Genomic DNA, 14,317 nt, shown 5'->3' with positions numbered 1-14,317 from the left:
GATTTTCTTAACATAAAGCTTAAGGAAATGGTTGAAAAAATCAACCTGCTGCTGACTAATATCAACACTGCTTCAAATAATGTTCTGGCAGACTCCCGCCGGGCCTACGACTCCAATATGGCGCTTTTGCACGGCACATCCGAACAGGGGGCGCCGACAGCCTCCATAGTCGGGATATCTTCACTCATAAGCAATAATACCTGCAACGCGGACCAGGCAAATAAGCTGGCAAGCGCCGCCAAAGAGAAAGCTGTACAGGGTGATAACCAGATCAAAGAAATGGTTATCGCTATGGAAGAGATAAATGATACTTCCACAAATATATCCAAGGTCATCAAAGTGATTGAAGACATCGCCTTTCAGACAAACATACTGGCGCTCAACGCGGCAGTTGAAGCCGCAAGGGCGGGGCAGCACGGAAAGGGTTTCGCCGTAGTTGCGGAGGAAGTTCGGAACCTTGCTACGCGTTCCGCAGACGCAGCCAAGGAAACGGCTGAAATGATCCACGACACCATCAGTAAGGTTGACGGCGGCACAAAGATCGCAAAAAATGCCACGGATGCTCTCAATAAGATTGTCAGTGAAGTGTCCGCTGTTGCGGCCCTTATGAACGATATCGCTGTTTCGTCCAAAAAAATCGATCAGGGAATCATGCTGATATCCCAGGAAATGCAGTCAAATTCAGCGATAAATGAGGAATTGGCAAATCAGGCCGAGCTTATGAAAAAACAGGTAGGGAGTTTTAAGCTTAAAAATACAGACTATTAACTTACTGGAAAACTGAATCCCCAAAGGCTTTCTATGAATCATAGCATCAGAGTGTCGAAAAAGGCATCCTGTAAAAAAGTGCACAAATCCGATATGTTGGGGAACCTTTTTTCTTGAAAAAGGTTCCCCAAACCCTTCCAAAATACGCTTTATCAGCATTAAAAAACCTTGGGGGCGACGCCCCCAACTCCCTCGCGAACCTTTGAAAAGGTTCGATCGAAACTTTTTATACAAATTTTACTTTTATCTATGAATCAACGGAGCCAGTTCCGATCTCATACGGATAACTTTCAGTCAGACACTTTCTCATCCCGATATCTTGACACTGTAAAGATATCATATTATAATCTAAACAGCGTAAAGATGAAGAGGTGATAAAATGCCGGATAAACCCTATCATCATGGGAATTTAAGAAATTGTCTCATTGAGGCTGGGATTGAATTAATTAATCAAAAGGGTATAGAGCAGCTTTCATTGCGAAAAGTATGTGTCATGTGCGGTGTAAGTCAATCGGCGCCTTACAGTCATTTTCAAAGCAAGGAAGACTTGCTGGAGGCTATGCAGGATTATGTAACAAATCAGTTTATGGAAGTTCTTCACACCGCAATTGAATCCTGTCTAAATCAAAACGACCAAAGAGTGCTGATCCAAATGGGGAAGAGTTATGTGCTGTTTTTTGTTAAAAATCCAAATTATTTTCAGTTCCTGTTTTCACAGCCTTGCATAAAAGTTAATCTGTCATTGGATGAAAATGCGAAGAACAACTTTCCGCCTTTTGAATTACTGAAAGAAAATGTTTTACGTATCTTCGGAGAAACCGGAATGCCAAAAGAAAAAATGGAAGATACGATTATAGCATTATGGGCTTCCGTTCATGGCCTTGCTTCAATCGCTACAATGAAAAATATTTATTATGACAAAGATTGGGAAAAAAAGATTGAAGATATTATTTGGAACAAACAGACATTGTAAATCGGGGAAAAAAATGAAAATGATTAAGAATGAGAAGCTTTCTAAAAAATCGCTTGTAACTAGGGAGGGGCGTATTATGCCAATCACGCTTGCTTTTTTACTTGGATGTGTATTTATTCTCACAGGCATATTATTAGTAATCAGTCCGGGAAAACCTGAACCTTTTTTGGATAAAAACAATAGTATGCTTGAGGGAAGCATATCTGAAAAAGTTATAGTAAACATCGGTGGTGTCGAGCAGGGTATGTTTATAAAAGGTAAAAATACAAAAAACCCGGTGCTGCTTTTTTTGCATGGGGGACCGGGTATGCCGGAGTATTTTCTTGCCGAGAAGTATCCAACCGGGCTTGAAGACCACTTCACCGTTTGTTACTGGGAGCAGCGCGGCGCAGGGCTTTCGTATAACGCAGACATTTCGGCACAGGACTTAACCGCGGAACAGCTTGTATCCGATACGATAGAAGCAACAAATTATCTTCGCGAACGTTTTGGGCAGGATAAGATTTATTTAATGGCGCATTCCTGGGGTTCATTCCTCGGTATTCAAGCCGCGGCCCAGGCGCCTCAGCTATATATCGCCTATATCGGCGTGGCACAGATTTCACAAATGGCTGAATCGGAAAAGCTGGCATACACATACATTCTGGAGCAGTATACAGCGGCCGGAAACAATGAAATGATTAAGAAATTAAAAAACTATCCGGTTTTGGAATCTGATATCGCGGTTCGTTCATTTTTTGTTTCTTTATTACGTGACAGAACCATGCATGAGCTTGGCATTGGTACCATGCACAATATGAAATCCGTCATTACCGGTATATTTATTCCCGTCTTTCAATGCAGGGCATATACACTGAAAGAAAAAATAACGGTATGGCGTGCAAAAGCTTTTTTGAGAAATGATACCAAATTAATTGATCAGCTTTTTTCTGCGGATTTGACTGCCGAAGTATCCCAGTTAAAGATTCCTGCTTATTTTATCAGCGGCAAATACGATTATACGGTTAACTATGATTTATCAAAAGTTTACCTGAAACACTTGCAGGCTCCGGTAAAAGGTTTTTATACATTCGAGCAGTCTGCCCATAGCCCCATGTTTGAAGAACCTGAAAAATTTACGCAGATCATGCTCGAGGACGTATTAAACAAAAGTACTGCTCTTGCCGATACTGATACTGCATGACATGCAGAAAAAGGTATGAATTTTCGTTATACTCGTAGGTCCAATGAAGGAGGAACGTTATGAGAAGGAGGAGCAAAAAAATAATGCTCACTATAATCGGGGTTGTACTCTGCGTAACAGGTATCCTGATGATATTTTTTAATATTCCATATTCAAAGTCTAAAACGGACTTTGACAGGACGGCAAAGCAACTTATGACTGAAGCTGATCCTCAGGAAGGCATATTCCAGGAGGAAGACATTGCCGGCCTGCCCGCGCCTGTTCAGACATACTTCAGATATTGCGGTTATATTGGCACACCGAAAATGTCCTATATAAAAATATATTATCAGGATGTCGATTTTTTGTTCGGCAAGAATAAATCTGCGATAAAAATCGATTACACGCAATATAATTTCGTGAAAGAGCCGAATAGAATCGCCTATATTGACAGCTCGATGTATGGTATCCCCTTTGAAGGACTGGACACATATTCAGATGGTTCCGGTTCAATGAAAGGCGTTTTGGCAAAACTTTTCACTTTATTTGACCAAACAGGAGAAGTTATGGATAAATCGAGCCTGGTCACATTCCTCTCGGAAATCCTCTTTGTCCCTAATTCAGCTTTACAGGATTATATTAAATGGGAGGCAGTCGATGATCTGAACGCAAAAGCAACAATATCCTGTTATGGTATATCTGTCAGCGGAATTTTTACATTTAACGAAAATGGGGAAATGCTGTCTTTCACAACCGATGACAGGTCGGCTGTAGCAACCGATGGATCAAGCGAAACGATGGAATGGTCAGTTGTTTGTGATGATTATATAGAATTAAACGGTATCAAAAAACCGACCTCGTTTCAGGCAATTTGGCATTATGACGATGGGGACCTGATTTATTTTAACGGGAAAGGCACTATTACGGAAAATAACTAACAATCTTTGTTTACTAGATCGCAAAGGGCATGACATCATAGACATCGCGGTTATATTGGCAAAGCAGCTGCCCATACTTAATATTTTTTCTTGGACATATTTGCATATCTCTTTTGGGTAAATTCTACCCAAAAAGCTGCAAAATGTCCTTTTTTATTCGATTTTAATCTTCGCTGCCATTGCACCTTAATCTGTTATATTTGATATCCCTTGATACCGGAAAATTGTTTGCTTTGCAACGCAAAAAATGCTCATGCTTCATATTTGAACTCATCTGATTTCATGATAACCATTGACAAACAGCGGATTGAATGTATAATAGTTTATAATAAAACAGTTTCCATAGAAACTTTATGAGAGTGGTGGTGACCATATGCTTAAAGGCGGAGAAATATTGCAGCGCTTCCAAGCGGTAATGCGGCTGTTCGAGCTAAGCGGTAAAGACGTATGCGAAAAGTACGGCCTTACGCAGATCGAGTCGAATATACTGATGTTTCTTAACAACAATCCGGGTAAGGACACAGCAAGCGATATCGTCGATCTGAGAAGGTTGCCGAAGGCAAACGTATCAAAGGCAGTAGAATCGCTGATACAAAAGGAGCTGCTGCTGCGCAGGCAGGATACGGGCGACAGACGGCGCATCCATCTTATGCTGACAGACGATGCGCAAAAGATGATACCTGATATATCCGCAGTGCTGGACGCGTTTTCGGCGCAGCTTTTCAGCGGCTTCACCCTGGTGGAACAGAAACAGTACGCAGACATGAATGTGCGCATATGGCAAAACGCACTGGAAGGATTGGAAAGGAAGTAAACTTACATGAAATCGCAATCTCAATCCCTATCCCTATCACAAAACAACGATTTTCTTGGGACAGAACCTATCGGAAAACTGCTTCGCCGGATGGCCATACCAACGGTACTTGCGCAGCTCATCAACATGCTTTATAACATTGTCGACCGTATTTACATCGGCCATATGCCGGAGAACGGCGCGCTGGCGCTGACCGGAGTGGGCGTGTGCCTTCCGGTCATCATGATAGTAACCGCATTTGCATCGCTGATTGCATCTGGAGGCGCACCCCGTGCTTCCATATCCATGGGCAAGGGAGACAATGCTTTCGCCGAAAGGACGCTGGGCAGCTGCTTTCTGTTTCAGATCATTATTTCAGTCATACTGACTGTGGTTCTTTTGATATGGAACAGAGATTTTCTGCTGGTATTCGGCGCAAGCGAAAACACCATTAATTACTCGACAGATTACATGAACATTTATGCCCTCGGCACGATATTCGTGCAGCTCACACTGGGCATGAACGCTTTCATCACCGCCCAGGGCTTTACAAAGATCAGTATGCGCACAGTGCTGATCGGGGCATTGTGCAATATCGTGCTGGATCCCATATTCATATATGGGCTCAAAATGGGCGTACGCGGCGCGGCACTGGCGACCATTATTTCTCAGGGAGTGTCCTGCGTATGGGTCGTATACTTCCTCTTCGGAAAGAAAACTCTGCTGAAGCTCAGGCGCGCCAATATCAGGCTGGACGCAAAAATCATCCTGCCCTGTGTCGCTCTTGGCCTTGCGCCGTTTATTATGACTGCCAGCGAAAGCGTCATCGCGGTCTGCTACAATTCGTCGCTGCTCAGATACGGAGGCGACATTGCGGTTGGCGCCATGACAATACTAACCAGCATTATGCAGTTCGCCATGCTGCCGCTGCAAGGCCTCGGCCAGGGAGCGCAGCCTATAGCAAGCTATAACTACGGCGCTAAAAACACTGTCCGGGTCAGACAGACCTTCAGGCTTCTGCTTAAGGCAAGCCTGATCTATTCGGCTGTGTTGTGGGCGCTCATCATGCTGTTCCCGCAGATATTTGTCGGCATCTTCACGTCTGATGCGGCACTGTCGGCATTTACCTATACAGCAATGCGTATCTATTTCGCAATCATGCTTATCTTAGGCATACAGATAGCCTGCCAGATAACATTCCTCGCGATCGGAAGCGCCAAAGCGGCCATATCCGTTGCCATCGTCCGGAAATTCGTGCTGCTCATCCCGCTCATCTTTATTTTGCCGCATATTTTCCAGGCAAATCAGGCCGTCGCAATATATGCGTCAGAGCCAATCGCGGACATCATCGCTGTTGTCTTCACAGCAATCCTATTCGCGGCACAGTTCAAGAAGGCGATGAAAGAACTTGAATTGGACGGAGCGCCCCCAAAAGAAACCGACTTGCCTCAAAAGGTCTGAAGCATTTAAAAACTGAATTCAATCTGCTGTATGTATATAAAAAAGAATATTTATCTGCAATCAAAAGAAATCCCTGATGAATAACCCTGAGGCTGATCCATATGGGAGCAGCCCGAGGATTGCATGCCCCAGAATCCGTCGGATAAAACATTCCCGCCAAATTTCAATGATGATGTTTGGCGGGTTTTTTATGCTCAGATCAATAAAGCTTATTTGGTAATTTTTTTTAAAACTCATACGTTATAACTTGTAGCTTTATAAATAATATTGTATAATTAAAATAAATTTAAGAATTTTTTAGAATTTAAGCCGAAACTGAAAAAATATTAGCACCGCGCACTGTTAGATTTGTCTTATACACGTAATTGCTGTAACAGCTGTGTATAGGATTTTTTTCTTCCATAACCTATAGTATTCACGAATAATTATTAAATCGAACCCCTGTTATAAAACTCCTCGATGAGGAAAACAGCTTAATCTCCCGAAAATCCAGCCAAACAACGACCGATGACTTGAAAGGATGGCGGATACATGAAAGGAAACACAGGAAACAAAAGCATCTCGATCAGAGGTATTCTCATTATAACTTTTGTTTTTGCAATGTTGATTTCCATGAGTATTATAGGGCATCTTGTTTTTTCAAACTGGTCTTCATCCGCTTCAAAAATAACAGAAAATACTGCCAGGAATATGAATCAGGAGATTTATTACAAGATAAATGCGTTTATGCAGGTTCCTGAGCACATCAATGAGTTCAACCACAAATTTATAGAAAATAAAATTTTCGATTTTTCGGACGAAGATGCCCGGGACAGGTTTTTTACAGGCGTTTTATACTCCCATGGCAACGAGATCTACAGCTTCAGTTACGGTACTGAAAACGGTGAATATTATGGGGCAAGAAGAAATGAAAATAACGTAATTGAGATCATGAAAAATAATTCCTATACGGACGGGAATTCCTGGTATTATTCGGTGAACAGCGATTATACTGCCGGCGAAATCACTGTCCGGGCAGGAAAATTTGATCCTCGTACGCGCGTATGGTACAAGGCTGCAAAGGAAGCGGGCGGACCCGTATTCTCGCCTGTATATAAGCATTTTGTGATGGAAGACATGACCGTATCGGCTGCCTGGCCAATATATGACGGATCCGGCAATCTGCAGGGGGTCCTTGGAACGCATATGCTTCTGACAGGTATTGGCTCTTATTTAGAAGATATTGTACAGGAAAACAATGGCTATGCATTCATTATTGAAAAAGATACAGGGGAACTGATAGCGAACTCTTTGGGAAAAACCAATTATACCGTTCTTCAGGACGGCACTTTAAAACGATATACCCTCAGCGAAATCGATAATACACTTGTTCGTCAGATGTATGAACAGTATAATTCCGAACATAATTCTCAGTTTCTTTTTACAAAAGCATCAGTAAAGCCGGCCGCCTTAATCTTTGCAAGCATGGCTTCTGCGTTTGCCTTAACGGAATACGCGCCGACCTGCACACGGTAATATTTCTTCGGCGCAGTCGGCTCGGCGGGGGCGGCAGAGGCAAGACCGGATTTTACATCAGCACGGAAGGTATCCATGCTCTTGCCGTGCTTCGGGAACCAGTGCATCACATCGCCGTGATTGCTGGCAATGCCGAGCTTGTGACCCTCCGAGTGGCAGATGATGTCCTTCTCCGTCAGTCCGTATTGCTTACAGAGATACACGCAAATCTCCACGGCTTCCTTGTAAACAGTAGAAAAATACGAGGTATCGGTCAAACCGTCCTCGCAGATTTCAAAGCCGATATAACCATTGTTATTGGCATTTTTTGCGTAGCCGAGTGAACCGCTTCCGCTGTGCCATCCTACCATGTCCCAAGGCAGCGTCTGGTAGGTGGCAATTGAACCATCTTTTAGTTTACCAATAAATGCGTGAACGCAGACCTCGCGTCCGCCCGGCTTGGCGGCGTTCCAGTGATTGTTGTATTGGTTTACTCCGAGTAATCCGTCATCAGGACCTACATAGCGTTTTAGATTGGGATTGTTTGCTCCGGTGGAGTGCACCAGGATACCTTTAACCGTATGTTTCTTTCCTGACTTGTAGCAGTTGTTTTCAGTGAGATAATACTGCTTTAAATTCATAAAATTAGCCCTCCTTGTCGTTTCGGTTGTGAAACTGCTCTAAAACGTCTTTGAGTTTCTGCGGCACCGGCAGACCGATGTGCGCGACATTTTCGAGGATGGAAACACCTTCGTTCGATAGATAGAAAAAGATTACCGCCGTCCTGATTACCGAGCCGTCTCCGATCACACTTTTGTCGACGATGTGTCCTATGGCTACCAGCGAGAAGATAAGTACCTTCTTGAAAATACCGCGAAAGCCGACCTCGCTGGACAACTTCTTATCCAGCACCGCGCACATAATACCTGTGATATAGTCGATGACGACAAAGGCAAGGAGCGCATACAAAAAACCGTCCCAGCCTCCGAGGAAGTACCCCAGCCATCCGCCGACAGCAGCAACTGCCGCTTGAATCCAGATCCAAATTTCCTTCATAATGAACCTCTCTTTCTTTTGAACAATGAAAAAGCGCCCCGGAAGAGGCGCTCATCACGATTCGTTTGTAATAATAGATTTTGATGTCTTGCTTCCGGAGAGCTGGGCTACATAGTCCTTCAGCATCGGTTTACCTTTTCGTCCGCCGCTGTCCACCGTAAATTCGGTATAGAAACCCTTGCTTCCCATTGTGTGTTTTACATTAGTGACGGTACCGATGTCTTCTGAGATATCGCCGTCAACCATCACCACCGCGTCCCTGATTACCATCTGAGGAGTAAAGCGGCCTGCAAAGGTTTCTACACGCCCGGATAACGCAATTCCCTCGGCAAGTTCAGCCGCATAGCTTTCCATCTCGGCGGTGGTTGTCCCGTCCGGTACTGTAATATATAGTGTCCGGTGTCCCGGAATGGGCCACAGTTTATGCGGGTCTAAATCAATGTAAAGTCTGTTTTCCGGTTCCTTGCAGAGGATACATACTCTTGCGTAGGTATTTTCGTCGGAGTATTCGCTTGCATAGCTCCAGCAATTCTTATCCCGTTCGAATTGGTAAGTAGTAGGCTGATCAAACCGAGCATCTGTGTAATGCCCGATGCCAACCACGCCGTCTGCTGTTTCTTCCACCTTCCAACCCGGCAGGAGCCTTATGATATCCTCGATACCGCCGAGCAGCGTATCCTGCGCTTCAAAGCTCAGCTTCCAGCTCTTGCCCGCATCGCCCACAAAAAAGGACTCCACACCGGCATATGAGAGAATTGCTCTCAGATTATCACTCAGTGTTGTTTCCGTATAAGCAGCTGCCTCGTCAAATGTTTGTTCCTTCAGCAGTTTACCTATGGTATTTCTCGCTGTGACAGAGAGGTTGTTCCCCGGTATGGTCGTGCCGACTCTGTCGATATACCATTTCCCAAGGGATATTTCATCTGCTGTTCCCATTGAAAAATATAGTTCAAGCATTGCGTTGGGTGAAACCAGCGACCGGTACTTTCGCAGCAAATAACCATTAACGTTTTGAAAGCTGAAAGAGGCGCTGGATACAGGGCTGTCCTTTGTGTGATTGATTGTTCCGTCGATGAGCGTCTCGGAAATATCAGTCGGCAGCATATACATCACAAAGCGATGCTCTGTACCGGCACTCCAAAAACCGAAGGCTCCGTAGTGTGCGATTTTTTTCAAACTGGGATAAGCAATACTCTCATCCGGAGACATCCGGCCTTTGGTTTCCCAACTCAAATCGCCATACAGCCCGAGTTCAGGAAACGAAACAATGCCTTCAACCAGACCACCGTCATCCACGTAAATGATACGGAAGCCGTTTTCCATCATGTGAACGACCTGCGGGGAGTGGCCGCTGCCTATCGACTCTGTATACTCAAAGGTGAGAATCATAGGCGTCAGCCCCTTTCAAACTGAACGGCAAATGAAAAATCAAGCACCCAGTTTTCGTTCTTAAGAGGTCTGTCAATCGCACAGTCCATCTCAATAGAAGCCCCTGCCGCAGGCGGTGAGGTAAATGTAAGCCCTGGAGTTGTGTGCCCTACTAAAATGTTGTATCCGACGCCATTCTTTGTTGCGTAGTCGCCGATAGCAAAGTATTTGCTGGTAGGCGTATCATTGGCTTCCAATGTTTGAAATGCGATGTAGCGTGCTGTGACCGTTTCGAATCTATATGTCTTCTTCACAGGGGGAAAGCCTGAATATTCATTATCGAAGAGTTCCGTCACCAAACAAGTTTCCCATGTCTGATTGTCCAGAGAGTACAGCATTTTTAGTTTGACAGTACCGCTATAGCTGTCTCCATAGTATCGAACGGCATAGGGATTCAGGATAAGTGTATTAAATGCTTTTGCCTCTCTGAAATCATATTTGTTGCTGGTAACAACCCCCACTCGGCGAGACGAATTAACAGCGTCTACATAAGACGTCGTAGGATAAATAAGCGGAATGTCTGATGATCCCCGATAGTCCGTTCCGCTGGTGTTTGTGATCAGGGGTTCATGCGATTTAGCGTCTGCGCTCAGCATTAACTCCGGATAGAAAATGTTATTGTTATCATAGTCGATAGCATAATCTGTACCTTTTGTCTGGAGGACATTGTCTATATGAACGACCTCAGAATTGGGAACGATTTTCGGAATCGGACAAGAAAACTCCGTTGCCACACCGTCGCCGACACCGACAGGCAAGTTGGATAGTGTAATCTGCGGAAAAATATCCGGGTTTGGCAACAGCCATGCGGCAATTGTGGGAGAACCGATTGCGCTTACCATATGTGAGTTCGCCTCATTATAGTTCCATCGGGTAACAGGTATCTGCCATTTGCGGTTTGGCTGATCTGCTGACGGGCTGATACCTGTTTTACTTGAAATAGAAATTCCAGACAAGTCATTAGCCTGTTCCAGAGTATCATACGCACCCATGATCAGAGTCAATGTGGAATAGGAGTCTTGTAGGACCGCAGAAATGACGGCATTGTTGTTTGGTGTGGGCAGTACATAAACGCCAGGCACAGCTTCACCGATGGTAAGATAAAAGGTGGCATAGACAGTGAGGACGTCGGTGTCGGTTTTCTGAATGGCAATCTGGTTGCCCTCGCTGTCCTTCAGCATGGAATGTGTGACCGCGGTACCGCTGGAGGTGCTGTACCCGAAGCCCACTTCAGTGATACGGGCTCCCACATAGTCCGAGGGTGAAAGAACGATTTTTCTGCGTGTGTAGCTTGTGGGATATGCCTTGACCGTTTCGACAACGGTATTTGCCATTGCCCCCAGAAAGGTGAACATGGAGGTTCTTGTCACTGTCGGAGTTCCCGAGCCTGTACCGAGATGGATGTAGCCTATTTTTGACGAACGACTGATAAGTCTTGTGAAATACTGATCCAGAATGATGTTGTAGGATGTGACGCACTGCTTGATCTCGCCTGTCCTCGCATCCGCCACCTCGATGTCAAAGCGGTTATGCACCACAGGCCGTATGATGTTCTCCATAAAACTATACCTCCTTAGATTGGCACTGGACCGACCTGTGTGGCCGCTAAAGTGCAGGAATATGAAATATTGATTGAGGGCTGTTCCTCGTATTCATTATCAGAGTAGTAAACTCGTTTGTTTATAAATGTTACAACCCTTGGTACCACCGTGACCGTGGAATCGTCCGCGTAGACAGGTTCAGGCGGAAATACCGCCGTGAAAACAGGAACCAGAAGCCAGCTTGTTCCCGAAGAACGAAAGCGTAAGCTGCTATAACTCTGCAAGTTAATCTGCACACGCTGCCGAAAGGACACCGGCTTATCTGCTGTAATGCGAAGTATGTTTTCGTCAATTACAACAGATGCCGCGACCGGAGCCGATCCGATCAAAATATCCGGAACAATAGAAATGAAGTTTGTTAGCGGCAAGCGCTCCTGCATTTCATGGCTGCAGGTAATCACATACTCCGTATCACTGGTTCTTTCAGTCGATACGATTTCAAAAACCGGATACTCTTTGCACGAACCGATGTAACAGTCCGGCTGCGGAATACTTGAGAGTGCAAAACCAGCCCCATCACCATAAGCGGTTAAATATTGTATAGGCGTGACCTTTACATAGCAGTTCTCGACGACCTGTCCGTATATGCTCTCCGGGCGGACGCTCTGGCCTGCGTAATTACGTGAAGAAAGAACATAACTGAAACCACCGGCGTTTTCGCAAATAAAGCCAACCCGGAAGTCGTTCGTCCGGAAAACATTCAAAGTATCATTTCCGCTGCCGAGCTCAGTGATCTGACGTTCGGTTTCCCAGACAAGCTCACCGCTCTCCTGCAAACAAAGAGCGCGGTAATATACCTCGCCGTCCTTGAGATAACCAATTATTAAACCTTGGTCGAGCAGTGGCTCATCTGTGGACTGCCATGCCCGGCAAGCGGATATTTGTGAGACTCCTTCTGCCAGCGGGATTCGAGTATCTTCATCGTTCCATTTTTGCAAATACAGTGTGCCTTCGCTTACAAAGAAGATATATGGCGTCAGTTCAGTCCTGAGAAAATACCATTGCTTCGAAGTGTCGAGTTCCCAGACTCCGTTAAATTCAATAGCGACCTCCGAAGCCGCACCCAAGGACCATACATAGCTCCAAGGATTCTCCATATATGCAGGAAAACGACGTTCATATATTTCTGCAATACCTTCATCGATACAGCACGCGTAAGCGAGTGAAGGCGAGGTTTCGCCGCTAAGCTGACGGATGGCCACATCGCCAAAGTCTGCCGGGATATCTTTATGCATGAGCTCTGACAAGAGCGTGTTCGTTGTTGACTGGGTTGCCACAACACGCAGACTTGGTGCAGCACCAGCGTCCTTAACCTGCGTGTTTTGCAGCAGCTTCTGACGCAGTTCGGCAGGCAGTATTTTCATTCGACTGCCTCCTTTGCCAAGAGCACGGTGGCTTTAAAAAAGTCTCCGGCTAACCGCTCAGAGAAGGAAAGCTCGATGACTCGCCCGTAGTAGAGTCCGTGCTTCACCGAAACCTCAAGCAGCGCAGCGGTGTCTTCTGCGTTTTGCAGCAGGGCTTTACCAGCTCTGTCCACATAAGCTAAAACAGCATAGGATACTGTCGGTTCACCGATTCTCTGAATATATACGCCGCCATCCAAAAGCTGCTGAGTGGTTCGGATAACCTCCTGCTTCACCTCAAGGCTGACAAAGTGAGAGATGCAAACTCCGGTGGTTTCATTTGTTATATATGCCATCAGACACGCACCTCCCGTCTCAATTCGCCCATAATGATATCCACGACTCCGGAAAGCGCACCTCTGTCGGTTACACCTTCCACACGTATAGTGCCGGTGTGCTCCATAAGCTGACGAACAACGCTTCCGGCGGATGTATCGCGCACAGTCTTACGGATATCCGCATCTATATCTAAGTCTGTGGGAATCGCACCTGTAATGTCTTTCTCCACACCCTTCATGGCGTCGGTGAAACCCTCTCCGATACCAAGGCCCATGTTTTCACCGATACCAGCAAACACAGTTGAGGGCGAGTTGATGCCCAGGAGACTTTTCGCACCATCTACAATACCGGAGAAAAATCCAGAAACCTTATCTGCTATCCAAGAACCAAGGGACTTAATACCTTCCCAAAGACCTGTCACGATATTCTTGCCGATTTCAAACACAGAACCGACCGCTTTTCCAAGGCCGGTCACGATGGCCGCGATGATCTCCGGCAGTTTTGCCACAAGCTGCGGTATGGCTTGAATCAGTCCGACCGCAAGCTGAACGGTTAGCTGAATTCCCATCTCAATAATCATAGGAAGGTTTTCTGTAATAAAATCAATTATGGATGTTATGATTTCTGGCAATGCGTCTATCAACTGCGGCAGTGCGTTCAGCAACCCCTCCGCCAGTCCCTTTATAATGGCAAAGGCGGCTTCGAGGATTTTGTCCATGTTGTCGAGCAGCACCTGAACAATCAGGAGGATTGCCTCGACGATGGAAGGAATCAGTTCCGGAAGCGCTTCCGCAATACCCAATGCCAGCGTGACGATCATCTGAATCGCGGCTTCAATAATGGCGGGCAGATTGTCGATGATACCTTGAACCAGTGTAAGGACAAGCTGCAGAGCACCTTCCGTGATAGCGGGCAGAGCCTCAATCAAGCCTTCGAGCAGAGTCATGACGATAGAGGATGC

General features: G+C 45.5%; 14 protein-coding genes. 7 read left to right on the top strand and 7 right to left on the bottom strand.

Annotation, left to right across the window (positions count from 1 at the left end):
* The first annotated feature begins 27 nt into the window (after positions 1-27).
* The 7 genes from LLG09_08080 to LLG09_08050 all read left to right on the top strand — a co-directional run bounded on the left by LLG09_08080 (position 28) and on the right by LLG09_08050 (position 7,610).
* The gene (locus LLG09_08080; protein ID MCE5197066.1) at positions 28-768 is read left to right on the top strand and encodes a methyl-accepting chemotaxis protein; all 741 of its coding nucleotides are present in this window, start codon (positions 28-30) and stop codon (positions 766-768) included.
* A 379-nt stretch (positions 769-1,147) separates the two neighbouring features.
* The gene (locus LLG09_08075) at positions 1,148-1,741 is read left to right on the top strand and encodes a TetR/AcrR family transcriptional regulator (GenBank protein ID MCE5197065.1); all 594 of its coding nucleotides are present in this window, start codon (positions 1,148-1,150) and stop codon (positions 1,739-1,741) included.
* 76 nt (positions 1,742-1,817) lie between these two features.
* Entirely contained in the window at positions 1,818-2,924 is a 1,107-nt protein-coding gene (locus tag LLG09_08070) for an alpha/beta hydrolase (GenBank protein MCE5197064.1), read from the top strand.
* A 59-nt stretch (positions 2,925-2,983) separates the two neighbouring features.
* A complete protein-coding gene (locus LLG09_08065) occupies positions 2,984-3,841 on the top strand; it encodes a hypothetical protein (GenBank protein ID MCE5197063.1) in 858 nt (285 codons plus the stop codon).
* Positions 3,842-4,214: 373 nt separating this feature from the next.
* Positions 4,215-4,655 (top strand): MarR family transcriptional regulator, encoded by a 441-nt coding sequence (locus LLG09_08060; protein ID MCE5197062.1) that lies wholly within the window; start codon positions 4,215-4,217, stop codon positions 4,653-4,655.
* Positions 4,656-4,661: 6 nt separating this feature from the next.
* Positions 4,662-6,095 carry an MATE family efflux transporter gene (locus tag LLG09_08055; protein ID MCE5197061.1) on the top strand — a complete coding sequence of 478 codons (1,434 nt, stop codon included), beginning with the start codon at positions 4,662-4,664 and terminating at the stop codon, positions 6,093-6,095.
* A 531-nt stretch (positions 6,096-6,626) separates the two neighbouring features.
* Entirely contained in the window at positions 6,627-7,610 is a 984-nt protein-coding gene (locus LLG09_08050) for a cache domain-containing protein (protein MCE5197060.1), read from the top strand.
* Here the strand turns inward: LLG09_08050 and LLG09_08045 are convergent.
* The 7 genes from LLG09_08045 to LLG09_08015 form a co-directional block, all read right to left on the bottom strand.
* Positions 7,505-8,230, bottom strand: coding sequence for an N-acetylmuramoyl-L-alanine amidase (locus LLG09_08045; protein MCE5197059.1), 726 nt, complete (start codon positions 8,228-8,230; stop codon positions 7,505-7,507). The two genes, LLG09_08050 and LLG09_08045, sit on opposite strands and share 106 nt — an antisense overlap.
* Before the next feature lie 4 nt (positions 8,231-8,234).
* Positions 8,235-8,645, bottom strand: coding sequence for a phage holin family protein (locus LLG09_08040; GenBank protein MCE5197058.1), 411 nt, complete (start codon positions 8,643-8,645; stop codon positions 8,235-8,237).
* A 54-nt stretch (positions 8,646-8,699) separates the two neighbouring features.
* The gene (locus LLG09_08035; protein ID MCE5197057.1) at positions 8,700-10,034 is read right to left on the bottom strand and encodes a hypothetical protein; all 1,335 of its coding nucleotides are present in this window, start codon (positions 10,032-10,034) and stop codon (positions 8,700-8,702) included.
* Positions 10,035-10,039: 5 nt separating this feature from the next.
* Positions 10,040-11,632, bottom strand: a complete 1,593-nt coding sequence (locus LLG09_08030; GenBank protein MCE5197056.1) for a hypothetical protein — start codon at positions 11,630-11,632, stop codon at positions 10,040-10,042.
* Positions 11,633-11,646: 14 nt separating this feature from the next.
* Positions 11,647-13,038 (bottom strand): hypothetical protein, encoded by a 1,392-nt coding sequence (locus LLG09_08025; protein ID MCE5197055.1) that lies wholly within the window; start codon positions 13,036-13,038, stop codon positions 11,647-11,649.
* Complete coding sequence (locus LLG09_08020; protein ID MCE5197054.1) at positions 13,035-13,373, bottom strand: hypothetical protein; 339 nt, start codon at positions 13,371-13,373, stop codon at positions 13,035-13,037. Before LLG09_08020 ends, LLG09_08025 begins: the two co-directional genes overlap by 4 nt.
* Positions 13,373-14,317: phage tail protein (locus tag LLG09_08015; GenBank protein MCE5197053.1), on the bottom strand; the 945-nt coding region annotated here is incomplete at its 5' end. The genes LLG09_08020 and LLG09_08015, both read right to left, overlap by 1 nt.

This window comes from Negativicutes bacterium (assembly GCA_021372785.1).
Classification (GTDB): Bacteria; Bacillota; JAAYKD01; order JAAYKD01; family JAAYKD01; genus JAJFTT01.
The sequence above is the reverse complement of the archived record's forward strand: the minus strand, read 5'-3'. Positions and strand labels throughout refer to the sequence as shown.